At 71.4% G+C, this 24,776-nt stretch carries 26 protein-coding genes and 1 pseudogene; 11 read left to right on the forward strand and 16 right to left on the reverse strand.

What is annotated here, in order from left to right; translation table 11 throughout:
• Positions 1-75: 75 nt before the first annotated feature.
• The 5 genes from ACI2L3_RS26205 to ACI2L3_RS26225 form a co-directional block, all read right to left on the reverse strand.
• Entirely contained in the window at positions 76-2,403 is a 2,328-nt protein-coding gene (locus tag ACI2L3_RS26205; RefSeq protein WP_404754825.1) for a putative bifunctional diguanylate cyclase/phosphodiesterase, read from the reverse strand.
• A gap of 314 nt (positions 2,404-2,717) precedes the next feature.
• Positions 2,718-4,901, reverse strand: a complete 2,184-nt coding sequence (gene ligA / locus ACI2L3_RS26210; RefSeq protein ID WP_404754826.1) for an NAD-dependent DNA ligase LigA — start codon at positions 4,899-4,901, stop codon at positions 2,718-2,720.
• Between the two features lie 30 nt (positions 4,902-4,931).
• A complete protein-coding gene (locus ACI2L3_RS26215) occupies positions 4,932-5,945 on the reverse strand; it encodes a methionine synthase (RefSeq protein ID WP_404754827.1) in 1,014 nt (337 codons plus the stop codon).
• Positions 5,942-6,640 carry an SDR family oxidoreductase gene (locus ACI2L3_RS26220; protein ID WP_404754828.1) on the reverse strand — a complete coding sequence of 233 codons (699 nt, stop codon included), beginning with the start codon at positions 6,638-6,640 and terminating at the stop codon, positions 5,942-5,944. Before ACI2L3_RS26220 ends, ACI2L3_RS26215 begins: the two co-directional genes overlap by 4 nt.
• Before the next feature lie 7 nt (positions 6,641-6,647).
• Entirely contained in the window at positions 6,648-7,193 is a 546-nt protein-coding gene (locus tag ACI2L3_RS26225; protein ID WP_404754829.1) for a TIGR00730 family Rossman fold protein, read from the reverse strand.
• A gap of 56 nt (positions 7,194-7,249) precedes the next feature.
• Between ACI2L3_RS26225 and ACI2L3_RS26230 the strand changes: the two genes are divergently transcribed.
• Entirely contained in the window at positions 7,250-7,594 is a 345-nt protein-coding gene (locus ACI2L3_RS26230) for a DUF427 domain-containing protein (protein ID WP_404754830.1), read from the forward strand.
• A 6-nt stretch (positions 7,595-7,600) separates the two neighbouring features.
• Here ACI2L3_RS26230 and ACI2L3_RS26235 read toward each other — a convergent pair whose 3' ends face one another.
• The gene (locus ACI2L3_RS26235; protein ID WP_404754831.1) at positions 7,601-8,581 is read right to left on the reverse strand and encodes a GlxA family transcriptional regulator; all 981 of its coding nucleotides are present in this window, start codon (positions 8,579-8,581) and stop codon (positions 7,601-7,603) included.
• A 108-nt stretch (positions 8,582-8,689) separates the two neighbouring features.
• On the opposite strand from ACI2L3_RS26235, the gene ACI2L3_RS26240 reads away from it, so the two are divergent.
• A complete protein-coding gene (locus tag ACI2L3_RS26240) occupies positions 8,690-9,625 on the forward strand; it encodes an NADP-dependent oxidoreductase (RefSeq protein ID WP_404754903.1) in 936 nt (311 codons plus the stop codon).
• Positions 9,626-9,630: 5 nt separating this feature from the next.
• Here the strand turns inward: ACI2L3_RS26240 and ACI2L3_RS26245 are convergent, their stop codons facing one another.
• Positions 9,631-10,167: an ATP-binding protein gene (locus tag ACI2L3_RS26245; protein ID WP_404754832.1), complete on the reverse strand. Its 537-nt coding sequence runs from the start codon at positions 10,165-10,167 to the stop codon at positions 9,631-9,633.
• 273 nt (positions 10,168-10,440) lie between these two features.
• Between ACI2L3_RS26245 and ACI2L3_RS26250 the strand changes: the two genes are divergently transcribed.
• The 5 genes and pseudogenes from ACI2L3_RS26250 to ACI2L3_RS26270 all read left to right on the forward strand — a co-directional run bounded on the left by ACI2L3_RS26250 (position 10,441) and on the right by ACI2L3_RS26270 (position 14,029).
• Entirely contained in the window at positions 10,441-11,289 is an 849-nt protein-coding gene (locus ACI2L3_RS26250; protein WP_404754833.1) for a Scr1 family TA system antitoxin-like transcriptional regulator, read from the forward strand.
• 13 nt (positions 11,290-11,302) lie between these two features.
• Positions 11,303-11,506 (forward strand): DUF397 domain-containing protein, encoded by a 204-nt coding sequence (locus tag ACI2L3_RS26255; protein WP_404754834.1) that lies wholly within the window; start codon positions 11,303-11,305, stop codon positions 11,504-11,506.
• Complete coding sequence (locus ACI2L3_RS26260; protein WP_404754835.1) at positions 11,503-11,694, forward strand: DUF397 domain-containing protein; 192 nt, start codon at positions 11,503-11,505, stop codon at positions 11,692-11,694. The genes ACI2L3_RS26255 and ACI2L3_RS26260 overlap by 4 nt, the downstream gene beginning before the upstream one ends.
• A gap of 148 nt (positions 11,695-11,842) precedes the next feature.
• Positions 11,843-13,270: an amidase gene (locus tag ACI2L3_RS26265; RefSeq protein WP_404754836.1), complete on the forward strand. Its 1,428-nt coding sequence runs from the start codon at positions 11,843-11,845 to the stop codon at positions 13,268-13,270.
• Positions 13,271-13,375: 105 nt separating this feature from the next.
• A pseudogene (locus ACI2L3_RS26270) lies at positions 13,376-14,029 on the forward strand (GNAT family N-acetyltransferase).
• A gap of 7 nt (positions 14,030-14,036) precedes the next feature.
• Here ACI2L3_RS26270 and mnmA read toward each other — a convergent pair.
• Positions 14,037-15,182, reverse strand: a complete 1,146-nt coding sequence (gene mnmA / locus ACI2L3_RS26275; RefSeq protein WP_404754837.1) for a tRNA 2-thiouridine(34) synthase MnmA — start codon at positions 15,180-15,182, stop codon at positions 14,037-14,039.
• A 61-nt stretch (positions 15,183-15,243) separates the two neighbouring features.
• Between mnmA and ACI2L3_RS26280 the strand changes: the two genes are divergently transcribed.
• Positions 15,244-15,945, forward strand: coding sequence for an N-acetylmuramoyl-L-alanine amidase (locus ACI2L3_RS26280; protein ID WP_404754838.1), 702 nt, complete (start codon positions 15,244-15,246; stop codon positions 15,943-15,945).
• Here ACI2L3_RS26280 and ACI2L3_RS26285 read toward each other — a convergent pair.
• Genes ACI2L3_RS26285 through ACI2L3_RS26295 form a run of 3 tightly spaced genes read right to left on the reverse strand, consistent with a single transcriptional unit; the run spans position 15,942 to position 17,668 of the window.
• Positions 15,942-17,111, reverse strand: a complete 1,170-nt coding sequence (locus ACI2L3_RS26285) for a cysteine desulfurase family protein (RefSeq protein WP_404754839.1) — start codon at positions 17,109-17,111, stop codon at positions 15,942-15,944. The two genes, ACI2L3_RS26280 and ACI2L3_RS26285, sit on opposite strands and share 4 nt — an antisense overlap.
• 48 nt (positions 17,112-17,159) lie before the next feature.
• Positions 17,160-17,471, reverse strand: coding sequence for a hypothetical protein (locus ACI2L3_RS26290; protein WP_404754840.1), 312 nt, complete (start codon positions 17,469-17,471; stop codon positions 17,160-17,162).
• 44 nt (positions 17,472-17,515) lie between these two features.
• Positions 17,516-17,668, reverse strand: a complete 153-nt coding sequence (locus ACI2L3_RS26295) for a hypothetical protein (RefSeq protein ID WP_398308881.1) — start codon at positions 17,666-17,668, stop codon at positions 17,516-17,518.
• Positions 17,669-17,779: 111 nt separating this feature from the next.
• Between ACI2L3_RS26295 and ACI2L3_RS26300 the strand changes: the two genes are divergently transcribed.
• Together ACI2L3_RS26300 and ACI2L3_RS26305 are read left to right on the forward strand one after the other, a co-directional pair.
• Positions 17,780-18,409 (forward strand): TetR family transcriptional regulator, encoded by a 630-nt coding sequence (locus tag ACI2L3_RS26300; protein ID WP_404754841.1) that lies wholly within the window; start codon positions 17,780-17,782, stop codon positions 18,407-18,409.
• Positions 18,410-18,486: 77 nt separating this feature from the next.
• Positions 18,487-19,344 carry an alpha/beta fold hydrolase gene (locus ACI2L3_RS26305; RefSeq protein WP_404754842.1) on the forward strand — a complete coding sequence of 286 codons (858 nt, stop codon included), beginning with the start codon at positions 18,487-18,489 and terminating at the stop codon, positions 19,342-19,344.
• Here the strand turns inward: ACI2L3_RS26305 and ACI2L3_RS26310 are convergent.
• Positions 19,341-20,210, reverse strand: coding sequence for a thioesterase family protein (locus ACI2L3_RS26310; RefSeq protein WP_404754843.1), 870 nt, complete (start codon positions 20,208-20,210; stop codon positions 19,341-19,343). The two genes, ACI2L3_RS26305 and ACI2L3_RS26310, sit on opposite strands and share 4 nt — an antisense overlap.
• 60 nt (positions 20,211-20,270) lie before the next feature.
• Positions 20,271-20,945, reverse strand: coding sequence for a trimeric intracellular cation channel family protein (locus tag ACI2L3_RS26315; RefSeq protein ID WP_404754844.1), 675 nt, complete (start codon positions 20,943-20,945; stop codon positions 20,271-20,273).
• Positions 20,946-21,085: 140 nt separating this feature from the next.
• Between ACI2L3_RS26315 and ACI2L3_RS26320 the strand changes: the two genes are divergently transcribed.
• Positions 21,086-21,271 (forward strand): hypothetical protein, encoded by a 186-nt coding sequence (locus ACI2L3_RS26320; RefSeq protein ID WP_404754845.1) that lies wholly within the window; start codon positions 21,086-21,088, stop codon positions 21,269-21,271.
• Between the two features lie 61 nt (positions 21,272-21,332).
• On the opposite strand, the gene ACI2L3_RS26325 is transcribed toward ACI2L3_RS26320, so the two are convergent.
• From ACI2L3_RS26325 to ACI2L3_RS26335, 3 genes are read right to left on the reverse strand one after another with little or no spacing between them, the layout of a single operon-like run.
• The gene (locus tag ACI2L3_RS26325) at positions 21,333-22,484 is read right to left on the reverse strand and encodes an ABC transporter ATP-binding protein (protein ID WP_404754904.1); all 1,152 of its coding nucleotides are present in this window, start codon (positions 22,482-22,484) and stop codon (positions 21,333-21,335) included.
• Between the two features lie 53 nt (positions 22,485-22,537).
• Positions 22,538-23,635, reverse strand: a complete 1,098-nt coding sequence (locus tag ACI2L3_RS26330) for an ABC transporter ATP-binding protein (protein ID WP_404754846.1) — start codon at positions 23,633-23,635, stop codon at positions 22,538-22,540.
• The gene (locus ACI2L3_RS26335; protein ID WP_404754847.1) at positions 23,632-24,633 is read right to left on the reverse strand and encodes an ABC transporter permease; all 1,002 of its coding nucleotides are present in this window, start codon (positions 24,631-24,633) and stop codon (positions 23,632-23,634) included. Before ACI2L3_RS26335 ends, ACI2L3_RS26330 begins: the two co-directional genes overlap by 4 nt.
• Positions 24,634-24,776 lie beyond the last annotated feature (143 nt).

Here is a 24,776-nt window from a genome sequence, read left to right on the forward strand (position 1 = left end):
GCGGGTTGTGGCCCCAATCCTATGGGTCACTCCGCTCTGCCCGTTAAACGGTTTCCCCCGGCGGCTCAGCGGCGGTCACTGAACCGCGTGGCCCGAGGACTGCTCCAGGTCGGCGGCGGCCGCGGAGGCCGCTTCGGCGGCGACGTCGGCCGGGCGGCGCCAGCCGCGGGAGCCGCGGGCGCGGAGCCAGGCCGTGGTCTCCTCGGCGGGCATCGCCGCGGCGACCAGCCAGCCCTGGACCGCGTCGCAGCCGAGGTCCCGCAGCCGCTCCCAGGTCTCGTCGTCCTCGACGCCCTCGGCGACGACGAGCAGGCCGAGGGAGTGGGCGAGGTCCACCGTGCAGCGGACGATCTCCGCGTCCTCGTTGTCGATGGCGAGGCGGGCCACGAAGGAGCGGTCGATCTTCAGCTCGCTGACCGGGAGGCGGCGCAGGTGGACCAGGGAGGAGTAGCCCGTGCCGAAGTCGTCGAGGGACATCTTGACCCCGTGGCCGGTGAGCCCGGCCAGCGTGTCCGCGGCGCGCTGCGGGTCCTCCAGGAGGACGTGCTCGGTTATCTCCAGCTGGAGCGCACCCGGCGGGACCCCGTGCCGGGCGAGGCGGGCGGCGACCGCGCCCGCGAAGCCGGGGGTGTGGACGTCGCGCGGCGACACGTTCACCGCGACGGGGACCTTGAGCCCCATCGCCTGCCACTTGGCGACCTGGCCGAGCGCCGTCTCCAGGACGTACTCCGTCAGGTGCGGCATGAGGCCGGACGACTCGGCGATGGCGATGAACTCGTCGGGCGGCACCTTTCCGCGCTCCGGGTGCACCCACCGCACGAGCGCTTCGAGGCCGGCGACCTTGCCGTCGAAGCGGACCTTGGGCTGGTAGTGGAGCTCGACGTCGCCCGCGTCGAGCGCGCGGCGCAGGTCGCCCAACAGGCCGAGGCGGTCCGGGGTGTTGGAGTCCCGCTTGGACTCGTACACCTCGACGCCGGTGCGGTCCCGCTTCGCCTGGTACATCGCGACGTCGGCCCGGCGCAGCAGGCCCTCCGCGTCGAGCGCGTGGTCGGGGAAGACGGCGAGGCCCGCGCTGGCCTCCAGGACGAGGGTCAGGCCGTCCAGGTCGAGCGGTGAGCCGAGCGCGGCGACCAGCTGGCGCGCCACGCGCGTGGCCGACGTCGTGGAGTCGGCGACCGGGAGCAGGACGGCGAACTCGTCGCCGCCGAGTCGCGCGGCCTCCGCGCCGCGCGGCAGGGCGAGCCGCAGCCTGTCCGCGATCTGCAGCAGCAGCCGGTCGCCCGCGAGGTGGCCGAGGGTGTCGTTGACCGACCGGAAGCGGTCCATGTCGATGAGCATTAACGCGGAGCGTGCGCCGAGCCGCTCGGCGTCGTCGAGGGCCGTCCAGGTCCGTTCGAGCAGCCACTGCCGGTTGGGCAGTCCGGTGAGGGGGTCGCGCAGCTGCTCCTCCGCGCGGGCGCGGGCGATCCAGAGGGTGGAGTCGAGGGCGACCAGCGGGATGGCGAAGAGGGGCAGCAGGATCGGCAGGGAGATCGCCACCACGCAGATCAGCGGGGCGATGCCGAGCAGCGCGATGCCGAGGAGGCCCTGCCGGACGAGGGCGGTGCGGGTGACGGTGGGCAGGGCGCCGGTGCGCGGCGCGTGGACGTACCAGAGCAGGACGCGGGTGACGACGAGGTACGCGACGGCGACGAGGGCCACTTGGGGGGCGGTGTACAGGTCCCAGGTCTCGGGCAGCCAGGGCGCTTCGGCGCTGGGCGAGGTGCCGAAGGCGGCCAGGGCGAGGGCGCCGGCGCCGATGCCGAGGACGTCGACGGCGCCGTGCAGCAGGCCCTGCCGCCAGCGGTGCCTGCGCGCGACGCCGACCAGGACGACGACGGTGAGGCTGACCATGCCGGCGGGCACCCAGCCGTAGAGCAGGAGGACGGCGACGGTGAGCGCGCCGCCGGAGCCGGTGCCGCCCCACCAGCGGTCACGGCCGAGAGCGACCAGATGGGCGACGATGAGGCCGGTGAGGACGGCGAGGGACCAGCCGGCCGCGCCGGTGGGGAAGAGCGCGTGTCTGCCCGTGACGGCCTGGAAGAAGCCGGTGCCGAGGAACACGGCGGCCGCGGCGGCGACCATGACGGGCAGCAGCGGCCAGGGGTCGCGGGTGTCCTGCGCGGCCGGGTCGGCCGCGCAGGAGACGACGGACTCGGTGCGGTCCGGGGCCGCGGTCCAGGCCCGCTCGCGTGGTTCGACGGCGGTGCTCAGGGCCGCGGATCCGGAGCGGGCGGCCGCTCCGACCGCGGCGCCCGGGTCGGTGGCCGGCTCTGCTCGGCGGCCTCGCAACCAGGCTCCCGGCGCGCGCAACAGGCGCGCGCGCAGCCGTGAGTCCGGGGCGGCGCTCTCGGTCGGTTCCATTCCCGTCCCTCTCACAGCCGGCGGTGCCCACGCCACGCGGACTCGGCCCACGAGTCGGCCGCGTCCGAAAAACCGTCCCCGTGCTCCGCGGGGGCGGGGAGACGCGGTCTCCCGAACCCTTGCCGAACAGGGGATGCCCCCTTCCGAGCTCTTGATGAGCAGGTGATACCCCGTTCGCAGCGGGGCACGGCAGGCGCACACCTCAACAGTAGGCCGCAGAAGGCTTCCACGGGCAGCGGTCGGCTACGGTTGCCCGAATGCGACCCGGCCACCCGTATGCCTCTGGTATGCGCCGAACGGGTGGCCTTCAACCGCTACTCCTCGGTCGGAAGCGCGACTTCCCGCGCCGCGTCAGGTCCTTGTTCGAGCAGGACGGCGAAACCTTCCTCGTTGAGAACCGGAACCTTCACCTGCATGGCCTTGTCGTACTTCGAACCCGGGTTGTCGCCGACGACCACGAATGAGGTCTTCTTCGAAACGGAACCGGTCACCTTTGCCCCCCGGCTCTGCAGCGCCTCTTTCGCGCCATCCCGGGTGTGGTGCTCCAGCGTGCCGGTGACGACCACGGTGAGGCCCGCGAGCGGGCGCGGCCCCTCGTCCTCGCCGCTCGACTCCTCCTCCATGCGCACGCCGGCGGCCCGCCACTTGCGCAGGATCTCCCGGTGCCACTCCTCGGCGAACCACTGTTTGAGGGAGGCCGCGATGGTCGGGCCGACGCCCTCCGTCGTGGCGAGCTCCTCCTCGGTGGCCTGTTCGATGCGGTCGATGGAGCGGAACTCCCGGGCCAGCGCCTCGGCGGCCACCGGGCCGACGTGCCGGATCGAGAGGCCGGTGAGGACGCGGGCGAGCGGGCGCTCCTTGGCCGCCGCGATGTTCTCCAGCATGGCGAGGGTGTTCTTCTTCGCCTCGCCCTTCTGGTTGGCGAAGAAGGTGACGACCTTCTCCTCGCCCGTCTTGGGGTCGCGCTTGGGCAGGCCGGAATCCTGGTCGAGCACGTACGACTTGATGGGCAGCAGCTCCTCGACCTTCAGGTCGAAGATGTCGCCCTCGTCGAGGATCGGCGGCTCGGCGGGCTCCAGGGGTCTGGTGAGCGCGGCCGCGGCGACGTACCCGAAGTTCTCGATGTCCAGGCTCTTGCGGCCCGCGAGGTAGAAGAGGCGCTCGCGCAACTGGGCGGGGCACGACTGGGCGTTGGGACAGCGGAGGTCGATGTCGCCCTCCTTCATGGGGCGCAGCGCCGTGCCGCACTCGGGGCACTCGGCGGGCATCACGAACTCCCGCTCGCTGCCGTCCCGCAGGTCCACGACGGGGCCGAGGATCTCCGGGATGACGTCACCGGCCTTGCGGATCACGACGGTGTCGCCGATGAAGACGCCCTTCTTCTTCACCACGTCCTGGTTGTGCAGGGTCGCGAACTCGACCTCGGAACCGGCGACGGTGACGGGCTCCACCTGGGCGTACGGCGTGACGCGGCCGGTGCGGCCGACACCGACGCGGATGTTGATGAGCTTGGTGTTGACCTCCTCCGGCGCGTACTTCCAGGCGATGGCCCAGCGCGGGGCGCGCGAGGTGGAGCCGAGGCGGCCCTGGAGGGGGATCTCGTCGAGCTTGACGACGACGCCGTCGATCTCGTGCTCCACAGAGTGCCGGTGCTCTCCGAAGTACGCGATGAACTCGCGCACGCCGTCGAGGCCTTCGACCACCTTGTTGTGCTTGGCGGTGGGCAGGCCCCACTCCCGCAGCAGGTCGTAGGCGTGGCTGAGGCAGTCGATGTCGAAGCCCTCGCGGGCGCCGATGCCGTGCACCACCATGTGCAGCGGTCGGGTCGCGGTGACGCGCGGGTCCTTCTGGCGCAGTGAACCCGCCGCCGCGTTGCGCGGGTTGGCGAAGGGCTTGTCGCCGGCCTCCACCAGGCGGGCGTTCAGCTCCTCGAACTTCTCCATGGGGAAGAAGACCTCGCCGCGGATCTCCACGAGGGCGGGGACGCGGTCGCCCTCGAGGCGCTGGGGGATGTCCGCGATCGTGCGGACGTTCGGCGTGATGTCCTCGCCGGTGCGGCCGTCGCCGCGGGTGGCGGCGCGGGTCAGCTTCCCGTCCTCGTACGTGAGGTTGACCGCGAGGCCGTCGACCTTCAGCTCGCACAGGAGGTGGAAGTCCGGAGTGCCGGCCTCCTTGGCGACGCGGTCGGCCCAGGCGGCGAGCTCCTCGTCGTCGAACGCGTTGTCCAGGGAGAGCATGCGCTCGCGGTGCTCGACGGCGGTGAACTCCGTCTCGTACGAACCGGAGACCTTCTGGGTCGGCGAATCCGGCGTCCGGAGCTCGGGATGCTCGTCCTCCAGGGCCTGGAGGGAGCGCAGGAGCTTGTCGAACTCGGCATCGCTGACGACCGGTTGGTCCTTCACGTAGTACCGGAAGCGGTGCTCCTCGATCTGCTCGGCCAGCTGGGCATGCTGATCCCGTGCCTCGGCGGGCACAGAGCCTTGCTGTTCGACAGCCACCGTTTCGTCCTCCCGTTACGTCATACCCAATTACTCAGGGTTGTCCGCGAGCGATCGCGCCGCTCTGACGCAGTGGGCGAGCACCTCGCGTGCGTACGCGGGAGAAGACCCCGCGAGTCCGCACGACGGAGTGACCACGACCGACTCCGCGAGCGATCCCGGATCCAGCCCCAGCCTGCGCCAGAACGTCCTGACACCCATGACGCTACCGGCAGGGTCTGACAATCGGCCGTCCACGCCCGGCACGACACCGGCGAAGAGCTTCGTGCCGCCCTCGACCGCCTCACCGATCGCCTCGTCGTCACGCTCGGTGAGCAGCGAGAAGTCGAACGAGATCGCGTCGGCCCCGGCGCGGCGGAGCAGCGCGAAGGGCACGTCGGGCGCGCAGGAGTGGACGACCGCGGCTCCGTCGCCCCGGACGGCGAGGACGTCCCGCAGCGTGCTCTCGACGACCTGCCGGTCCACGGCGCGGTGCGTGCGGTACTCGCTGGCGGTCTTCACCTGTCCGCGCAGCACGGCGATGAGCGAGGGCTCGTCGAGCTGCAGGATCAGCTGTGCGCCGGGCACCCTGCGGCGCACGTCCGCGAGGTGCTCGCGCAGGCCTTCGGCGAGGGATCCGGCGAGGTCGCGGCAGGCGCCGGGGTCGGAGAGCGCGGCCTCGCCGTTCCGCAGCTCCAGGGCGGCGGCGAGCGTCCAGGGACCGACGGCCTGGACCTTCAGCGGGCCCTGGTACCCCTGGGTGAACTCCTCCAGGGCGTCGAGGTCCTCGCCGAGCCAGGCCCTCGCGCGGCGCGTGTCCCTGCCGGGGCGGTCGCCAATGCGCCAGCCGCTGGGCTCCACGCGCGCGTACAGGTCGACGAGCATTCCTGCGGTGCGGCCGATCATGTCGGCGCCGGGGCCGCGCGCGGGCAGCTCGGCGAGGTGCGGGATGCCCTGTTCGGCGCCTTCGAAGCTGCCGGTCACGGTCTTCGCGGTCTCGCGGGCGTCCCCGCCGGGCATGGATCCGATGCCGGTGGCGGGGCCCCAGGTGAAGGTCTCGCTCATCGTCCCGGCCGTACCGTCAGGTCGTTGACCTCCGCGTCGCGCGGCAGGTCCAGGGCCATGACGATCGTCGTGGCGACCGACTCGGGGTCGATGAAGCGCGACGGGTCGTACTCCTTGCCCTCCTGCTGGTGGACCTTGACCTGCATGGCGCTCGCCGTGCGGCCGGGGTAGACGGAGGTGACCCGGACGCCGTTGCCGTGCTCCTCCTGGCGCAGCGAGTCGGCGAGGGCCTTCAGGCCGTGCTTGGAGGCCGCGTACGCGGACCAGTCGGCGTGGGCGTTGAGGCCGGCGCCCGAGTTGACGAAGACGACGTGTCCCTGGGCGGCCCGGAGCTGGGGCAGGAAGTGGCGGGTCAGTTCGGCGGGGGCGATGAGGTTGACGTTGAGCTGGTGCCGCCACGACTTGGGGGTGAGCTCGCCGACCGGGCCGAGGTCGACGACGCCCGCGATGTGCAGCAGCGAGTCCACGCGCGAGGGCAGCGACTGGTGGCCGAAGGCCCAGGACAGCTTGTCGGGGTCGGAGAGGTCTCCGACGAGGGTGCTCGCGCCGGGGAACTCGGCGGCGAGCTCCTTGGCGCGGCCCGCGTCGCGCGCGTGCAGGACGAGGTCGTCGCCGCGTGCGTGGAGGCGGCGGGCGACGGCAGCGCCGATGCCGGAGCCCGCCCCGGTGATCACATGTGTAGCCATACCCGCCATGCTCGCATCACCGGGTGCCCTGTGATTCCTCCAGGTACGCCAGGGCGCCCACCGGCTCCTCCGCGAAGAACACCAGGTCGGTCAGGGGAACGGGCAGGAAACCCTCGTCCTCCATGCGGCGGAACTGCTCCTTGAGGCCGTCGTAGAACCCGGCGGAGTTCAGCAGGACCACCGGCTTGGTGTGCTTGCCGTGCTTCTTCAGTTCCAGGATCTCGGTGGCCTCGTCGAGCGTGCCGGTGCCGCCCACCATGATCACGATCGCGTCGGCCTTCTCCAGGAGGAGCGCCTTGCGCTCGGCGAGGTCGCGCGCGATCACCATCTCGTGCGGCTCGACGACCTGCCGGGCCTTGGCCGCGAGGAAATCGACGGAGACGCCGACGAGCCGCCCGCCCGCCTCGTGCACGCCGTCCGCCACGACCTTCATCAGACCGCTCTCGGAGCCGCCCCACACCAGCGTGTGGCCGCCCTTGCCGAGCAGTTCGGCGAATTCGCGGGCCGGGCGGGTGTAGCGGTCGTCGAGGTCGGCGGCGGAGAGGAAGACGCAGATGTTCATGCGCCCACGGTACGTTCCGTCCCTGTAGGCACTCGTCTCGTCGAGGAGGGCATCTCATGTCCGAGGGACACCGGATCACCGTCGAGCAGGGCACGGACCACGTGCGCGTGGTGAGTGACGGGCAGGTCGTGGCGGAGAGCAGCCGCCCCCTGCTGCTGCGCGAGACGGGCTACCCCGTACGCCACTACCTCCCCCCGGAGGACGTGCGCACCGACCTGCTGACCCCGTCGGAGACCCACACGTACTGCCCGTTCAAGGGCACGGCCGCCTACTGGTCGCTGCCGGGCGCGCCGGACACGGTGTGGGCGTACCCGGAGCCGAAACCGGCGGTGGCCCAGATCAAGGACCACTTCTGCTTCTACGAAGCAGAAGTCACGGAAGCAGAGGTCACGGAAGCGTAGGTCAGGTCACGACGCAGCCGTGAACGTCCGCCGGTAGGCGGCCGGCGAGACGCCGAGCACGGCACGCATGTGCTGGCGCAGGGAGTTGCCGGTGCCGAACCCGGCCCGGTGGGCCACCACGTCCACGGGCAGATCGGTGGACTCCAGGAGCTGCCGGGCGAGTTCGATGCGCTGGGCGGTGAGCCAGCGGCCGGGCGGCATGCCGGTCTCTTCCTGGAAGCGGCGGGTGAAGGTCCGCAGGCTCATGCGCGCGTGGGCGGCGAGTTCGCCCAGGGGCAGCGGCTCCTGGAGCCGTTCGAGGGCCCACGCGCGCGTGGCGGCCGTCGTCGCGAGCGTGGGCTCCGGGACGGGCCGCTCGATGTACTGCGCCTGCCCGCCGTCCCGCCAGGGCGGTACGACGCACACGCGGGCGACGTGGTTGGCGACGGCGGCGCCGTGGTCGCGGCGCACCAGGTGGAGGCAGAGGTCGATGCCGGCGGCGACGCCCGCCGCGGTGAGGACGTCGCCGTCGTCCACGAAGAGCACGTCCGCGTCGACCTTGATCCTGGGGAAGGACCGCTGGAAGTCGTCGGCGACATGCCAGTGCGTCGTCGCGGGGCGCCCGTCGAGGACGCCGGTGGCGGCGAGGACGTACGAGGCGTTGCAGAAGGAGACGATCCGGGTGCCGGGCCTGATCCGGTCGAGGGCGGCGACCACGCCCTCCGGCAGTTCGTCGCCCTCCATGCCCCGGTCGAAGCGGCGGGTCGGCGGGATCACCACGGTGTCCGCCCGCTCCACGGCCTCCGGACCGTGCTCCACCGACACCGTGAACCCGGAGTCCGTCCGCACCGGGCGCCCGTCCACCGTGCACACCACGACGTCGTAGAGCGGCCTGCGTCCGGCGTCCTCGGCGACGCCGAAGATCCGGGACGGGATGCCCAGCTCGAAGGCGTACACGCCGTCCAGGGCGAGGACCGCCACCCGATGCCGTCTGTCTCCGGAACCCATGGCCGAATCCTGTCACATGATGACCAAACTGCCAGCACTGCCGTCGACCGCACCGCAGCACGCTTGATCCCGCAAGCCGTTCTCGAAGAAAGCGGAAGACCCATGAAGATGCGTGCTGTCAGCCCCCTGACCTGGGGAGCCCCCGAGAATCTCGTCCCGGTGGAGGTCGACCGCCCCGAGCCGGGACTCACCGAGATCCTGGTCCGGGTGCACGCGGCGGGCGTCAACCCCGTCGACTGGAAGACCCGCGCGGAGGGCGCCTTCGGCTCCTGGGGCGACACCCCGATCCTCGGCTACGACGTATCGGGCGTCGTCGAGGAAGTGGGCCCCGGAGTGACCCTCTACCGGCCCGGCGACGAGGTGTTCGGCATGCCCCGCTTCCCCGAACAGACCGGTGGATACGCCGAGTTCGTCGCGGCACCCGCCCGCCGCTTCGCCCCCAAGCCCGCGGGCATCTCCCACGTCGAGGCCGCCGCACTCCCCCTCGCCGCGCTCACCGCCTGGCAGGGCCTGATCGAGACGGCCGGACTGCGCGCCGGGCAGCGGGTGCTGATCCACGCGGCGGCGGGCGGCGTGGGCCACCTCGCCGTGCAGATCGCCAAGGCGCGAGGGGCGTATGTGATCGGAACGGCCCGCGAGGAGAAGCACGACTTCCTGCGCGGCCTCGGCGCGGACGAAGTCGTCGACTACGCGCGCGTGGACTTCACCGAGGCGGTGCGCGACGTGGACGTGGTCCTCGACGGCGTGGGCGGCGAGTACGGGGCACGGTCCCTGGAGATCGTCCGTCCCGGCGGCCACCTGGTGACGCTGCCCGACCCGGGCGGCCTCCCGGACCCGGCACGGGCGGCGGAGCTCGGCGTGCACACGGGCTGGACGATCGTCGAGCCGGACCGCCTGGGCCTCCTGGAGATCTCCCGCCTGGTGGAGGAGGGGAAGCTCCGCGTCGAGATCGACACGGTCGTCCCCCTGGAGGACGCGGCGAAGGCCCACGCGCGCGGTGAACTGGGCCGCACCCAGGGCAAGATCGTCCTCCGGGTCGCCTGATTGCTTCAGACGCTCTGGGGTGCCGCCCCGGGGCGCCCCGCCTGGCAGTGGTTCAGCTCGAACCACATGCTCTTGCCGCCCGGTCCGTACGGGCCCTCCCCTATGGCGCACCCGCCCCAGCGGTCGGCCACGGCGTCGAGGATCACCAGCCCCCGGCCACTGTCCGCGTGGACGCTCACGGGTGGAGGCGGGGCGAGCGAGGGCAGGTCGGGGCTCATGTCCCACACGCTGACGCGCAGTACGGGGCAGAGCCAGTGGAGGCGTACGGAGGCGGGGCCCTTGGTGTGCCGCACGGAGTTGGTGGCCAGTTCGGTGGCCAACAGCTCGGCGCGGTCCGCGAGTTCGGTGAGGTGGTGGGCGGTGAGGACCGCGCGGAGGGTGAGGCGGGCGACTCCTGGGCCGCGGGGGTCGCAGGGGAAGTGGAGTTCGTAGACCCAGGGGTCAGTGAAGGGGAGAGCAGCAGGGTGCGGATCGCTTGCGCCTGCCGAGGCGGCGAGGGCGGGAAACGGCTCATCGGGTTGCACATCAAGGGATGAACTCACGCGGCACCTCCATTGGTGCGGGGCGCTCCGGGGAGCGTGGGGACGTGAAGGTCGGCCGTGGGTTCCGGGGCCCGCGGTGAGCGGTGTGCCTGCCGGTATGGCCGTACCGGTGCGCTTCCGCTGCGCGCGGGGCCGGGGCAGTGGCCTCGGTCACACCATAAGCCCGATGATTTAACCCGTGCCATCATCTCCACTGGAACGGGTGCATTTTTCTTGCCGGATGGACTCACGGCACTGACATCGGCACACTGTGCGCGAGCAAGGAGGGCCCCGATGGCACAAAGCACTCCCTCGATCCGGCAACGCCGTTTCGGCCTGGAGCTACGGCGACTGCGTGAGGCAGCGGGCATGTCAGCACCGGCGGCTGCGAGTTCGCTGGGCACAGACCGAACGAACATCTCCAACATCGAGGCAGGCCGCTACGGCATCAGCGAGGAACGCCTTCGCAGACTGGCCAGCATCTACGAGTGCAACGACGCGGCCCTGATCGAGACGCTGGCCTCAATGACAGGCGGCCGCAAAGCAGGTTGGTGGGATGAGTACCGAGGCAAGGTGCCCCCTGGCCTGCTCGACATCTCAGAGATCGAGCACCACGCGGTGCGCCTGAGGACCGTTCAGACCTCCCATCTGCCAGGGCTGTTCCAGACCGAGGAGCATGCGCGGGCCATGTTCGACCTCATCGTGCCCAAACTGCCGCGCCTGGAGATCGAGCTTCGGGTCGCCCATCGGCTTGCCCGGCAGTCGGTGATCACGGGCGACGATCCAAAGCCGTACACCGGAGTCATCCACGAGTCCGCTCTGCGGATGCAGTTCGGCGGAAGGGACGTAGCTCGGGCCCAACTTCAGCACCTGCTGGATGAGAACGAGCGGGACAACGTGACGCTACTGGTTATTCCCTTTGCCAACGGGGGCTTTCCCATGGCAGGGGACTCCATCCTCTACACCATGGCAGCCAACCCGCACCTGGACACAGTCCACATGGACTCGCCAGCGGGGCCATTGTTCTTCGACTCACCCACCCAGTTGGAGAACTTTCGAATGCGGCTGGACTTGGTCGAACAAGTGGCGTTGACTTCGAAGAAGTCGACCGACTTCATTCGCAAGATTGCGAAGGAACTGTAAGAGGTGGCCCGTTTTGCCCGAGCTGCACTGGCTCAAGTCGTCCTTCTCCGGGGACGGCGGCAACAACTGCATTGAGGTCGCTGTCGCGGATGTCGCGGCAGTGGTGCTACGTGAGAGCGACAGCCCGGCCGATGTGCTGTCTACAGCCCCGGCCGCACTGGGGGCGCTGATACGGGGCGTGAAGGCTGGCCCGCTCACCCCGCCGGTCCGCACATGACCGAGGCGATCTGGCAGCGTTCTTCGTTCTCCGAGGCTTCAGGCAACAACTGCGTCGAGGTCGCTGCCATGGGAGCCCCTGGGGTGGCACTGCGCGAAAGCGAAAGCCCAACCGCCGTACTGATGACGCACCCGGCCGCGCTGCAAGCGTTGATACGCGACCTGAAGGCGGGGACCAGCCAGCCATAGCGCGAGATGGCCGAGTCCGCCCCCGGGACGGGCGAGTTGGCGCCGTTCCATCGGCGTCCGCTCCCACTCCGGCGCTTCCGATGGTGCAGTGGAAGCCAGTGGGCGGGGGCGGCCGTCCCCGCTGCCGGACGGCCGAGAGGTGGGCGTCATGCCGGACAGGGACCTGGTCGCCGAGGACCTGGTGTTCAAGACGGCACGTGAACTCGTACATCTGATGGTCACCCGGCAGGTCTCCGCGCGGGAGGTCCTCGACGCGCACCTCGACCAGATCGCACGGGTCGACCCGGCGGTCAACGCCGTCGTCACGCGGGCGCCGGACCGGGCGCGGCGGATGGCGGAGGCCGCCGACGCGTCGATCAGCCGCGGAGTGGCGCTCGGCCTGCTGCACGGCCTGCCCGTCCTCCACAAGGATCTGGCGGCGACCGAGGGCATGCGCACCACACAGGGTTCGCCGATCTTCCGGGACGCCGTTCCCACGTACAACACGCTGGTGGTGCAGCGCCTGATCGACGCGGGCGCGGTGTCCCTGGGCAAGACCAACACGCCCGAGTTCGGGACCGGTTCACAGACGTACAACGAGGTCTTCGGTGCCACCCGCAACCCGTACGACACCGCCACCACCTGCGGCGGTTCGAGCGGCGGCGCGGCCGTGGCGCTGGCCTGCGGGATGGCGCCCATCGCCGACGGCTCCGACATGGCCGGTTCGCTCCGCAATCCCGCTTCCTTCTGCAACGTCGTCGGTCTGCGGCCGTCCATCGGCCGGGTACCGGTCTGGCCGTCCCCGCAGCACCACTTCACGCTCGGCGCCCACGGAGCGATGGCCCGTACCGTGGGCGACGTGGCCCTTCAGATGCGGGTCATCGCGCGCCCCGACGGCAGGGCCGCTCTCAACGCCCCGGCCGTCGACTTCTCCCTGCCCCTGGAGTGCGGCGTCGACGGGGCCCGCATCGCCTGGTCGGACACCCTCGATGGGCTGCCCGTGGACGAGCGGATCACCAGGACGCTCGCCCCCGCCAAACTGCTCCTCGCCGACCTCGGCTGCCGGGTCGAGGACCGCGAACCGGACTTCAGCGGCGCCGACGAGTCCTTCTCGATCCTGCGCGCCGCCTACTACCGGCAGGCGTTCAAACAGCTCTACGAGGAGCGTCGCGGGGACCTCGGCGAGTCCACCACCTGGGAGATCGAGCAGGGCCTCGCGCTGACCGTGGACGACCTCGGCCGCGCGGAACTGCTCCGTTCCGAGGTGTACGACCGCCTGTACGCCTTCCTCACCGAGTACCGCTTCCTCGTGGCACCGGTCACCCAGGTCCCGCCGTTCGACGTGACCGAGCCGTGGCCGAGGACGGTGGCCGGGGTGAAGCAGACGTACTACCGCGAGTGGATGCGGATCTGTTCGCGGATCACCCTCGCCGGGCTGCCGGCGATCTCGGTGCCGTACGGCTTTACGGCGGAGGGCCATCCGACGGGGCTCCAGATCATCGGCAGACAGGGCGACGACCTGGGCGTCCTGCGCATGGCGGCCGCCGTGGAGGCGGCCACCGGCACCTGGCGGCGCGCCCCGGAGACGGCGCTGTGATCCGTTCGCTCTGAGCGATCACGGCTCCCGCCGCCCGGCACCAGCCGCATAAGGTCGGCCCCGTAATAGTCTCTATTGGCTACTGGTTATTACAGGGGGATTTGCATGAACGACCTCGTGCAGGCCTGGGTTGAGGGCTGGGTGGTGTCCCGCGGGGCCGCGCCGCCGATCAGCGAGCCGTGGGGCTGGACCATCGACGTGGGCCGGTTCGACCACGTCACCCGGCACGTCCTCGGGGCGGTGGGCGACGAGGTCGGGGAGACCGTCGTCCGAAAGGTGGCGGGCGCGGTGACCGGGGACGGCGTCTGGCTCAAGGCGTTCGCGGACCCGGAGGTGGTGCGCGCGTGGCTGGGCCCGCGCTGGTGGGTCGACCCGGAGCCGGGGTGGCTGATGTCGCTGCCGCTGACGCCGGACGCGCCGGAGCCCGCGCCGGTGCCGCCGGGGTACCGGCTGCGCACCTGAACCCGTGGCGGGGTCACGCAGGTCCTGGTCACCGCGGCCGACGGCGCCCTCGCGGCACGCGGTCAGATCGCGCCGACCGGGGCGACCGCGGTCGCCGACCAGATCGAGACCGCCCCCGCCCACCGGCGCAGGGGCCTCGGCGGCCTGGTGATGCGCACGCTCCAGCACGCGGCGGCGGACCGAGGGGCGCGCACGGCCGTCCTAGCGGGCACTCCGGAAGGACGCGCGCTGTACGAGTCGCTGGGATGGATCCACCATGCCCCGCTGACCAGCGCGAGGTTCACGGCGGCCCAGTAGGACCGGTTCAGGCCGCCGTCGTCACCCGTTCCGTCGTCGCGATCGTCGCCGAGCCGACCACGCGCGTGCCGTCGTAGAGGACGATCGCCTGGCCGGGGGCTACCCCGCGCACGGCTTCGGTGAAGGAGACGTTCAAGGTGCCGTCGACGAGCTCGGCCGTCACCTCCGTCTCGCCGCCGTGGGCGCGCAGCTGCGCCGTGTAGGTGCCGGGGCCGGTGGGGGCCGCTCCGCACCAGCGGGGCCTGATGGCCGTCAGGGCCGTGACGTCCAGGGCCGCGGCCGGGCCGACCGTCACCGTGTTGTTCACCGGGGAGATGTCCAGGACGTAGCGCGGCTTGCCGTCGGGGGCCGGGGTGCCGATCCGCAGGCCCTTGCGCTGGCCGATGGTGTAGCCGTACGCCCCCTCGTGGGAGCCGAGGACCTCACCGGACTCGTCCACGATGTCGCCCTCCGCCTTGCCGAGGCGGGAGGCGAGGAAGCCCTGGGTGTCGCCGTCGGCGATGAAGCAGATGTCGTGGCTGTCGGGCTTCTTGGCGACGGCCAGACCGCGCTCCTCGGCTTCCGCGCGGATCTCCTCCTTGGTGGTGACCGTGTCACCCAGGGGGAACATCGCGTGGGCGAGCTGGCGGTCGTCCAGGACCCCGAGGACGTAGCTCTGGTCCTTGGCCATGTCCGAGGCGCGGTGCAGCTCGCGCGTGCCGTCCTCGCGGACGATCACCTTGGCGTAGTGGCCGGTGACGACCGCGTCGAAGCCGAGGGCCAGAGCCTTGTCGAGGAGGGCGGCGAACTTGATCTTCTCGTTGCAGCGCAGGCACGGGTTCGGGGTGCGGCCCGCCTCGTACTCGGCGATGAAGTCCTCGACCACGTCCTCGCGGAACCGCTCGGCGAGGTCCCACACGTAGAACGGGATGCCGATGACGTCCGCGGCGCGGCGGGCGTCGCGCGAGTCCTCGATGGTGCAGCAGCCCCGCGCGCCCGTGCGGAAGGACTGCGGGTTCGCCGAGAGCGCGAGGTGCACTCCGGTCACGTCGTGCCCGGCTTCGGCGGCGCGGGCGGCGGCGACGGCGGAGTCCACTCCGCCCGACATCGCGGCCAGGACACGGAGGGGGCGCTGGGAACGCTGCGGGGTCTGCGGGGTCTCGGTCAAAGTCATAGCTCTAACAGAGTACGGGGCGGCGGGAACCGGACGCCCCTGAGTAAGCGTTGACGATCATATGGGGGATGCGGAGCAGGAGAAGCCGGGGCGCCGGGGCATCGACCGGCGGACTCTGCTGATCGGTGGCGCCGCGGCGGCCGTCGGCACCGCCGTGCTCGCCGGAGACGAGCTCGGCCGGCTGTGGTGGCGGCTGCCCGGCGTGGTCAAGAAGCGCAAGGAGGGCGAGGTCGACGCCCCGGGCGCGCAGTGGATAGCCGCGTCGGACTACAACTGGCGCCGCGCGGACCGCCCCGACGACTACGAGATCGACCGCGTCATCATCCACGTCGTCCAGGGCGGGTACCAGACGGCGCTGCGCGTCTTCAAGGACCCGGGGCACGGCGCCGCCGCACACTATGTGGTCCGCAAGGACGGGCACATCGCGCAGATGATCCGCGAGCTGGACGTGGCGTTCCACGCGGGCAACAGGAGCTACAACGAACGCAGCATCGGCATCGAGCACGAGGGCTTCGTCGACCAGAAGTCGTCGTTCACCGCGCCGATGTACGCGGCGTCGGCGCGGCTCACCGCCGGGATCTGCCGGCGGTACGACATCCCGGTGGACCGCGAGCACATCATGGGCCACGTGGAGGTGCCGGGCACGGACCACACGGATCCTGGGCCGCACTGGGACTGGGACCGGTATCTGCGCCTGGTGCGGGAGGAGCGGGACAGACCGGAGCAGCCGAAGCCGTCCACGAAGCCGGAGAAGAAGGCCTAGCTCAGGCCCGCCGTCCGCGCCCGCTCCACCGCCGGGCCGATCGCCGCCGCCACCGCGTCGACGTCCGCCTTCGTCGACGTATGGCCGAGCGAGAAGCGGAGCGTGCCGCGGGCCAGGTCGGGGTCGGTGCCGGTGGCGAGCAGGACGTGGCTGGGCTGGGCGATGCCCGCCGTGCAGGCGGAGCCGGTGGAGCACTCGATGCCCTGGGCGTCCAGGAGCAGCAGGAGGGAGTCGCCCTCGCAGCCGGGGAAGGTGAAGTGCGCGTTGGCGGGCAGCCGGCCGCCGGGGGCCGGGTCGCCGCCGAGGATCGCCTCGGGGACCGCCGAGCGGACGGCGGTCACCAGGTCGTCGCGGAGCGCGCCGATCTCGGCGGCGAACCGCTCGCGGTGCGCGGCGGCGTGCTCGCCCGCGACGGCGAACGCGGCGATGGCGGGCACGTCCAGCGTCCCGGAGCGCACGTGCCGCTCCTGGCCGCCGCCGTGCAGGACGGGCACGGGGCTGTACTCGCGGCCGAGGAGCAGTGCGCCGATGCCGTAAGGGCCGCCGATCTTGTGACTGGAAACGGTCATCGCGGCGAGCCCGGAGGCGGCGAAGTCGACGGGCAGCTGGCCGTACGCCTGGACGGCGTCGGCGTGCAGCGGGACGCCGAACTCCTGGGCGACGTCGGCGAGTTCACGGATCGGCTGGACCGTGCCGATCTCGTTGTTGGCCCACATGACGGTGGCCAGGGCGACGTCGTCGGGATCGCGCTCGATGGCCTCGCGCAGCGCGTCGGGGTGCACGCGGCCGTGCCGGTCGACGGGGAGGTACTCGACGGTGGCGCCCTCGTGCTCGCCGAGCCAGTGCACGGCGTCGAGGACGGCGTGGTGCTCGACGGGGCTGGACAGGACGCGGGTGCGGGCCGGTTCCGCGTCGCGGCGGGCCCAGTACAGGCCCTTCACGGCGAGGTTGTCGGCCTCGGTGCCGCCGGAGGTGAAGACGGTCTCGCTGGGCCGGGCGCCGAGTGACTCGGCGAGCGTCTCGCGGGCCTCCTCGACGGTGCGTCGCGCTCGGCGCCCCGCCGCGTGCAGCGAGGAGGCGTTGCCGGTGACGGCGATCTGCGCGGTCATCGCCGCGATCGCCTCCGGGAGCATCGGAGTGGTCGCTGCGTGGTCGAGGTAGGCCATGGTGCGCACGATTCTACGAGCCGTGCGGCACCCTTCGCCCCGGCGGTATCAGCCTGCGAGACCCCAGGACACGGTGTCGTCCGTCGCGACGAGCGCGGCGAGCACGACGAGGTCGGCCACGCCGAGCCCGAGGCCGAGCAGCGCACGGCCCCTGCGGGCGGTGCCGCGCCACAGGGCGACGCTCGCGAGGACGATCGCGATGGGCCCGAGGAAGAGGTTCAGGACGAGCAGCCCGAGCAGACCGAGGACGAAGGAGGCGACGGCCATGCCGTCGGTGTCCCGGCGCCCGACAGGACGGGGCTCCTCGGTCGGGGCCGGGGCCGTGCTCTCGGGACGGGTGCGGGTTGCGGTGCTTCCCATGGTGCGACTCCTGACAGGTGGAGGTGCCGTACGGAGAGGTGGGCTCAGCGGTGCCGCGCGTGGCGCTCGCGCAGGGCGAAGACCGCGAGCCACACGCCGATGACGGCGGCGGCGACGAGGGTGACCGGAAGCGGGGCGTGCGCCACGGTGCCCATGGCGACACCCAGCAGCATCAGGGCGGCGACGATGAAGAGCACGGAGATCCCTCTCTCGTTCGGTGAACGCTTGTGGTTACAGTTGTTCACTGACTTAGAGAGTACTCCGTCTCCGGCTTTCAAAACTCGGAGAACAGTTGTTAACTGCATGGCATGAGTCACACCCTCGGCGTCCGGCAGGCCCAGAAGCAGAAGACCCGGCAGGCACTCCTCGACGCGGCGCTCCAGCTGCTCGACGAGCAGAGCCTCAGCAGCCTGGGCCTGCGCGAGGTCACCCGTGCCGTGGGCGTCGCGCCCACCGCCTTCTACCGGCACTTCCGCGACACCGCCGACCTGGGCGTGGCCCTGGTCGAGGAGGCGTTCGCCAGCCTGCACACCACGCTCACCGCGATGCTGGCGGCGACCGGCGACGGCGAGGAGCGCATCGCGGGCACGGTCGAGCTGATAGCGGGGTACGTCCGCAGCCACCCCGCGCACGTCCGCTTCATCGCCCGCGAGCGGCACGGCGGCGTGCGGGCGGTGCGGGACGCGATCGGCGCCCAACTCGCCCTGTTCGCACGGGAGGTGGCGGAGCAGTTCGCCCAGGAGGAGCCGACGGCGGAGTGGACCGAGGACGATCTGCTGATGCTGGCCGGAGTGTACGTCGACCACATGGTGATGACCGCGTCGGCGTTCCTGGACGCGGGGCCCGGGACGGCGGCGGAGGCCCGGACGGCGGACGTCGCGCGCAGGCAGCTGCGCCTGGTGGGCCTCGGCCGCCGTCACTGGCGCGATGAGCGTTGACGCGCTCCCACCGCCCCCTCGGCGCCTCACCCCCTCGCCTCTCGACGTCACCGTAAGGAGCAACTAGCCTTACGGTCATGACAGTTGCCCCTGACCGTGACCCCTGGGCCCTCGACCGGACCTTCGAAGGCCCCACCGGCACCGTCCGCTGGGCGGCCCTCGGCCCGGCCGACGCCCCGCCCGTCGTCCTCGTCCACGGCACGCCCTTCTCGTCGTACGTGTGGCGTGACGTCGCCCGCGCGCTGGCCGGCGGCCACCGCGTCTACGTGTGGGACCTGCCGGGGTACGGCGTCTCGGAGATGCGGGCCGGGCAGGACGTGTCGCTCGCCGCGCAGGGCCGGGTCCTCACCGAACTCCTCGGCCACTGGGGCCTGGACCGGCCCGCCGTCGTGGCGCACGACTTCGGCGGCTGCGTCGCCCTGCGCGCGCACCTGCTGCACGGCGCCCGCTACGAACGCCTCGCCCTCGTCGACCCGGTGGCGCTCGCCCCCTGGGGCACCCCCACGTACCGGCTCCTGGGCGCGAACGCCGACGTGTTCGCCCAGCTGCCGCCCGAGCTGCACCGGGCGCTGGTCCGCGAGTACGTGAGCTCGGCCAGTCGGCGCGGACTGCATCCGGCCGTGCTCGACCGGCTCGTGGAGCCCTGGTGCACGGGAGAGGGCCAGGCCGCCTTCTACCGGCAGATCGAGCAGAACGACCAGCGGTTCACCGACGAGATCCAGGGCCGGTACGGCGAGCTGCGGCTGCTGCCCGTGCTGATCTGCTGGGGCGCCGGGGACACCTGGGTCCCCGCCACCAAGGGCGAGGAACTCGCGAAGCTCGTCCCCGGCGCGGAGCTGCGTCTGATCGAGGGCGCGGGGCATCTCGTCCAGGAGGACGCGCCCGCCGAGCTCGCCGGGGAGTTGCTCGGCTTCCTCCACAGAAGCAGGAGCTAGCTCAGCCGCGCCCGCGCCAGCTGCCGCGACTGGGCCACCAGGCGGTCCTCGCTGTCCCAGACCTCGGCGTCCTCCTCCAGGAAGCCGCCCGCGAGATTCCGCGTGGTGATCGAGACGCGCAGCGGGCCCGGGGCGGGGCGGTGGCGGACGTGGACCGTCAGCTCGACGGTCGGGACCCAGCCGGTGAGGCCCATCTCGAAGGCGGTCGGCGGCAGCGCGTCGACGGCGAGCAGCAGCGAGAGCGGGTCCGCGTCGCGGCCGTCCGCGAGGCCGAACCAGGCCCGCATCTCGCCCTTGCCGGACGGCTGCCCGAGCGCCCAGCCGAGGGTGGCCGGGTCGAGCTTGAGGAAGAGGCGGTCGGCGATGGCCGAACTGCCGGGCACCGGACGGTGGTCGGGCGCGTCCTGCGCGCCGAAGCACTGGTCGAGCGGCGGGATGGCGGGCGGCTCGGCCGTCGTGCGCACGTCGTCGGGGAGCGCGTCGAGGTCTCCGTACGAGGCGAGCACGCGGATCCGCTCGACCTCGCGCCCTTCGTCGTCGTACTGGAAGAGCGAGGCCTGACCGGTGGAGAGCGACCGGCCCGCGCGCACCACGTCGGTGCGGATCACGGCGGGGCCGGGCCTCGACGCGGTGAGGTAGTGCGCCGAGACGGTGAAGGGGTCGGCGTGCGGCAGGGCGTCCGCGAGGGCGCGGCCGATGACGGCGAGGAGATAGCCGCCGTTGACGGCGCTGATGATCGTCCAGCCGGCGGAGAGCTCCGTGTCGTAGACGCCGGGCTCCCGGCGGGTGACCGCCGTGTCGCGGTCGAACTCGCTGTCGCCGATGCGCGCGGGCACCGCTGCGGGAATTGATGCTGCCGTTGCCATGGCAGCAAGGTACAACATCTAATTACTGAGCGGTAGCTTTCCTGGCGTGCTTCAGCGCCGTCACGGCGTCTCCCGCGCCTCCGCCTCCACCGCCGTGGACCGGCGGTTCCAGGCGCGCGGCGCCCGCCAGTGGTAGCGCAGCGCGAGCAGCCGCAGCGTGAACGTCGTCACGGCCGCGAGGGCGCTCGTGAACGCCGTCAGCTGCTCGAAGTGGATGCACAGGGCGACCATCGTGGCGCCCACGATCGCGGGGACCGCGTACAGGTCCCGGTCCCAGCGGACCAGCGACGGCACCTCGTTGGCGACGATGTCGCGGAGCACTCCGCCGCCCACCGCGGTCATCAGGCCGAGCGTCGCCGACGCGGTGAGGCCGAGGCCGTAGTCGTACGCCTTGGTCGTTCCCGCCACGCAGAACAGGCCGAGGCCCGCCGCGTCGAAGACGTTCACCGCGAGCTGCGTGCGCTCCACTTCCGGGTGCAGGAAGAAGACCAGCGCGGCCGCGAAGAGGGGGGTGATGAAGTAGCCGAGGTCGGTGAAGGCGGCCGGCGGCACCGCCCCGATGACCAGGTCGCGGAAGAGGCCTCCGCCCAGCGCGGTGACCTCGGCGAGCACGGCGATGCCGAAGACGTCGAAGTTCTTGCGCACGGCGAGCAGCGCGCCGGAGATCGCGAAGACGAAGATCCCCACGATGTCGAGCGAGTGCTGGACGGAGGGGGTGAACAGATCCTGGAGCACGCGCCATTGTCACCCGTGGCCGGGCCGAGCTCTCCGCCGCCTTCCCCCGCGTTTGAGGGTTGCCCCCGATTTCGGCGCCTTCGCGCGGGGCTCGTCGTCCGCGAAGTCTCACAAAGGACTTCAATGACAGGGTTGAAGCCATGAGATTTCAGTTGGAGATCGACATGGGTGAGACGGGGTTCGAGGGCAGGGCCGCCGAGGAGCTGGGCCGGATCCTGCGGTACTGGGGCGGCAACCTCGGGCATTACGCGCTGACGCCCGGTGAGGGCGAGAGCGTCTACGACTCGGCGTATCGGGAAGTGGGGCGCTGGACCGTCACGGAGTGACACACGACGGAGGGAGGGCGCGCGACCGCTCGCACGCCCTCCCTCCGCGGTGACTCGGTGACTACTTCCCGGCCGGGTCCGGATCCTTGCCCGGTGCCGTCTTCTCAGCGGCCGCCGTCTCGTCCGCCTTGGTGGCCACCGACACCACCTCGATGGCCTCCTTGGCCGCCGAGAGGAGCACGGTGTCCTGCGGTGCCTGGTCCGCCGCGTTCTCCGGGTGGTGGCACGCCACCTGGTGCCCGGTGGCGAGCGCGGTCAGCGGCGGCTCCTTCGTCTTGCAGATCTCCGTCGCCTTCCAGCACCGCGTGTGGAAGCGGCAGCCGCTGGGCGGGTCGATCGGCGAGGGGACGTCGCCGCGGAGCAGGATGCGCTCGCTCTTGACGCCGCGCCGCTTGGGGTCGGGCACCGGCACCGCCGAGAGCAGCGCCTTGGTGTACGGGTGCATCGGCGTGGAGTAGAGGTCGTTCCGGTCGGCCAGCTCCACGATCTTGCCGAGGTACATCACCGCGATGCGGTCCGAGACGTGCCGGATGACCGACAGGTCGTGCGCGATGATCACGTACGTGAGGCCGAGCTCTTCCTGGAGGTCGTCCAGGAGGTTGACCACCTGGGCCTGGATGGAGACGTCCAGGGCGGAGACCGGCTCGTCCGCCACGACCAGCTTGGGCCGCAGGGCGAGGGCCCGCGCGATGCCGATGCGCTGGCGCTGGCCGCCGGAGAATTCGTGCGGGTAGCGGTTGTAGTGCTCCGGGCTGAGCCCGACGCGCTCCAGCATCTCCTGCACGGTCTTCTTCACGCCGCCCTCGGGCTTGACGCCCTGGAGCTTGAAGGGCGCGCCGACGATCGTGCCGATGGTGTGCCGCGGGTTCAGCGACGAGTACGGGTCCTGGAAGATCATCTGGACGTCGCGGCGGAGCGGGCGCATCCGCGCGGTGTTCAGATGCGTGATGTCCGTGCCCTCGAACTCGATGCGCCCGGCCGACGGTTCGAGCAGCCGCGTGATGAGCCGGCCCATCGTCGACTTGCCGCAGCCGGACTCGCCGACCACGCCGAGCGTTTCACCGGGGCGTACGTCGAAGGAGAGGCCGTCGACCGCCTGCACCGCCGCCACCTGGCGCTGGAGCAGCCCCTTCTTGATGGGGAAGTGCTTCACCAGGCCGTCGACCTTGAGCAGCGGCTCGGGCGAGCCCTTCGTCTGCGCCGGGATCGTCATCTCCTGGTCCTTCGCAGTGCCTTTGGGGTTCTTCTGGTCCTTCGCGGCATCGTTCACAGCTTCGGCGCAATCTCTTCGGTCCAGATCCGGGTGCGCTCGTCCTGCGACATGTGGCAGGCGGAGTAGTGCCCGGGGGCCACCTCGCGCAGGTCGGGGCGCTCGCGGCGGGTGATCTGATCCTTGGGGATGTCCGCGTAGGGGCAGCGCGGGTTGAAGGCGCAGCCGCCCGGCAGGTTGATCAGGCTGGGCGGGGAGCCCTTGACCGGGATGAGCCGCTCGGTCTGCTCGCGGTCGATGCGGGGCATCGAGCCGAGCAGGCCCCAGGTGTAGGGGTGCTGGGGTTCGTAGAAGACCTTCTCGGCGGTGCCGCGCTCGACGCACCGGCCGCCGTACATGACCAGGAGCTCGTCCGCCATCTCGGCGACCACGCCCAGGTCGTGCGTGATCATGATGACGGCGGAGCCGAACTCCTTCTGCAGGTCCCGGATGAGGTCGAGGATCTGCGCCTGGACGGTCACGTCCAGGGCGGTGGTCGGCTCGTCGGCGATGAGCAGCTCGGGGTTGTTGACGAGGGCCATCGCGATCATCGCGCGCTGGCGCATGCCGCCGGAGAACTCGTGCGGGTAGGAGTCGACGCGCTTGTCCGGCTGCGGGATCCCGACCCGGTCGAGCATCTCGATCGCCCGCTTGCGGGCGGTCTTCTTGTCGACGTCGTTGTGGACCCGGTACGCCTCGGTGATCTGCTTGCCGATGGAGTAGTACGGGTGCAGCGCGGAGAGCGGGTCCTGGAAGATCATCGCCATCTCGCGGCCGCGCAGCTTGCGCACCTCGTCCGGCGGGGCGGACAGGAGCTCCTTGCCGTCCAGCCAGATCTCACCGGAGATCCGGGCCTTGCGGGCGCCGTACTGGCCGGCGGTGTGCAGGCCGAGGATGCCCAGCGAGGTGACCGACTTGCCGGAGCCGGACTCGCCCACGATGCCGAGGGTCTTGCCCTTCTCCAGCTGGAAGCTGAGTCCGTCGACGGACCTGACCAGGCCGTCGTCGGTCGGGAAGTGCACCTTGAGGTCGCGCACCTCGAGGAAGGCGGAGGGAGCGGGCGAGCCGGTGACGGGCTCCCCCACCGCAGCTCCGCTCTTGGACAGTTCGGTCATCCCAGCCTCACTCGCGGGTCGATGACGGCGTACAGAAGGTCGACGACGAGGTTGGCCACGGCGATCGCGAGCGCCGCGCACAGGGTGACGCCCAGGATGACGGGCAGGTCCTTGCTGCTGATGGCCTTGACCGCTTCGAGGCCGAGCCCCGGCAGGTTGAACGTGGACTCGGTGAGCACGGCGCCGCCCATCAGGACGCCGAGGTCGAGTCCGAAGACGGTGAGGATCGGGGTCATCGCGGAGCGCAGCGCGTGCTTGCGGATGACGGTGGGCTCGCCGAGGCCCTTGGCGCGGGCGGTGCGGATGTAGTCCTCGCCGAGCACTTCGAGCATCGTGGCGCGGGTGAGGCGGGCGTACATCGCGGCGTTGAGGAAGGCGAGCACGATCCACGGCAGGATCATCGTCTGGAGCCAGACGTCGATCGAGTCGTCGGTGCTGAGGCTGTCCGCGATCTTCACCCAGCCGAGTTCGTGGACGAAGATGCCCATCGCGATCATGCCGGTGAAGAAGACGGGCAGGGAGACACCGGCGAGCGCGGTGGTCATCGCGGCGCGGTCCCAGATGGTGCCCCGGCGCAGCGCGGAGATCACGCCGGTGATGACGCCGCCGGCCAGCCACAGCACACAGGCGCCCGCGGCGAGCGCGCCGGTGACGGGCAGGGCGTCCTTGAGGGTCTCCCACACCGGTGCCTCGGTGCGGAAGGAGTAGCCGAAGCAGGGGGCCGGGCAGTGCGTGACGTCACTGCCGTTGACGTAGTCGCGGCCCATCGGGATGCCCTTGATGAAGTCCCAGAACTGGACCAGCAAGGGATCGTTGAGGCCCAGTTTGACGCGGATGCCTTCGAGCTGCTCGGCACCCGACGCCTTGCCGGCGAAGAGGACGGCGATGTCCTGTCCCGCCCACTTGGGCAGCATGAAGAAGATGGTGAAGGTCGCGAGCAGTACGACCAGCACCATGATGATGACGGCGATCAGGCGCCGGATGAGATAAGCAAGCACTGTGCGCGGCCCGGGGGGGGGGGGGGGGCCCCCCGGGGGGGGGGGCCCCCCCCCCCCCGGCCCCCGCCCCCCCCCCCGCCCGCCGCGGGGGGGGGGGGGGGGGGGGGGGCAAAAAGGGGGGGGGGGGGGGGGTGTGTTTTTGA

The organism is Streptomyces sp. NPDC029674, assembly GCF_044903205.1.
Classification (GTDB): Bacteria; Actinomycetota; Actinomycetes; order Streptomycetales; family Streptomycetaceae; genus Streptomyces.

What these genes read in the sequence shown, in the direction of transcription:
- ACI2L3_RS26235 (WP_404754831.1), bottom strand. Translation starts at nt 8,581, where the DNA reads ATGGGTTCCGGAGACAGACGGCATCGGGTGGCGGTCCTCGCCCTGGAC.
- ACI2L3_RS26285 (WP_404754839.1), bottom strand. Translation starts at nt 17,111, where the DNA reads ATGGCCTACCTCGACCACGCAGCGACCACTCCGATGCTCCCGGAGGCG.
- ACI2L3_RS26220 (WP_404754828.1), bottom strand. Translation starts at nt 6,640, where the DNA reads ATGGCGGGTATGGCTACACATGTGATCACCGGGGCGGGCTCCGGCATC.
- ACI2L3_RS26320 (WP_404754845.1), top strand. Translation starts at nt 21,086, where the DNA reads ATGAGATTTCAGTTGGAGATCGACATGGGTGAGACGGGGTTCGAGGGC.
- ACI2L3_RS26280 (WP_404754838.1), top strand. Translation starts at nt 15,244, where the DNA reads ATGGGGGATGCGGAGCAGGAGAAGCCGGGGCGCCGGGGCATCGACCGG.
- ACI2L3_RS26250 (WP_404754833.1), top strand. Translation starts at nt 10,441, where the DNA reads ATGGCACAAAGCACTCCCTCGATCCGGCAACGCCGTTTCGGCCTGGAG.
- ACI2L3_RS26260 (WP_404754835.1), top strand. Translation starts at nt 11,503, where the DNA reads ATGACCGAGGCGATCTGGCAGCGTTCTTCGTTCTCCGAGGCTTCAGGC.
- mnmA (WP_404754837.1), bottom strand. Translation starts at nt 15,182, where the DNA reads ATGACTTTGACCGAGACCCCGCAGACCCCGCAGCGTTCCCAGCGCCCC.
- ACI2L3_RS26290 (WP_404754840.1), bottom strand. Translation starts at nt 17,471, where the DNA reads ATGGGAAGCACCGCAACCCGCACCCGTCCCGAGAGCACGGCCCCGGCC.
- ACI2L3_RS26265 (WP_404754836.1), top strand. Translation starts at nt 11,843, where the DNA reads ATGCCGGACAGGGACCTGGTCGCCGAGGACCTGGTGTTCAAGACGGCA.
- ACI2L3_RS26225 (WP_404754829.1), bottom strand. Translation starts at nt 7,193, where the DNA reads ATGAACATCTGCGTCTTCCTCTCCGCCGCCGACCTCGACGACCGCTAC.
- ACI2L3_RS26300 (WP_404754841.1), top strand. Translation starts at nt 17,780, where the DNA reads ATGAGTCACACCCTCGGCGTCCGGCAGGCCCAGAAGCAGAAGACCCGG.
- ACI2L3_RS26325 (WP_404754904.1), bottom strand. Translation starts at nt 22,484, where the DNA reads ATGACGATCCCGGCGCAGACGAAGGGCTCGCCCGAGCCGCTGCTCAAG.
- ACI2L3_RS26330 (WP_404754846.1), bottom strand. Translation starts at nt 23,635, where the DNA reads ATGACCGAACTGTCCAAGAGCGGAGCTGCGGTGGGGGAGCCCGTCACC.
- ACI2L3_RS26310 (WP_404754843.1), bottom strand. Translation starts at nt 20,210, where the DNA reads ATGGCAACGGCAGCATCAATTCCCGCAGCGGTGCCCGCGCGCATCGGC.
- ACI2L3_RS26215 (WP_404754827.1), bottom strand. Translation starts at nt 5,945, where the DNA reads ATGAGCGAGACCTTCACCTGGGGCCCCGCCACCGGCATCGGATCCATG.
- ACI2L3_RS26230 (WP_404754830.1), top strand. Translation starts at nt 7,250, where the DNA reads ATGTCCGAGGGACACCGGATCACCGTCGAGCAGGGCACGGACCACGTG.
- ACI2L3_RS26305 (WP_404754842.1), top strand. Translation starts at nt 18,487, where the DNA reads ATGACAGTTGCCCCTGACCGTGACCCCTGGGCCCTCGACCGGACCTTC.
- ACI2L3_RS26240 (WP_404754903.1), top strand. Translation starts at nt 8,690, where the DNA reads ATGCGTGCTGTCAGCCCCCTGACCTGGGGAGCCCCCGAGAATCTCGTC.
- ACI2L3_RS26205 (WP_404754825.1), bottom strand. Translation starts at nt 2,403, where the DNA reads ATGGAACCGACCGAGAGCGCCGCCCCGGACTCACGGCTGCGCGCGCGC.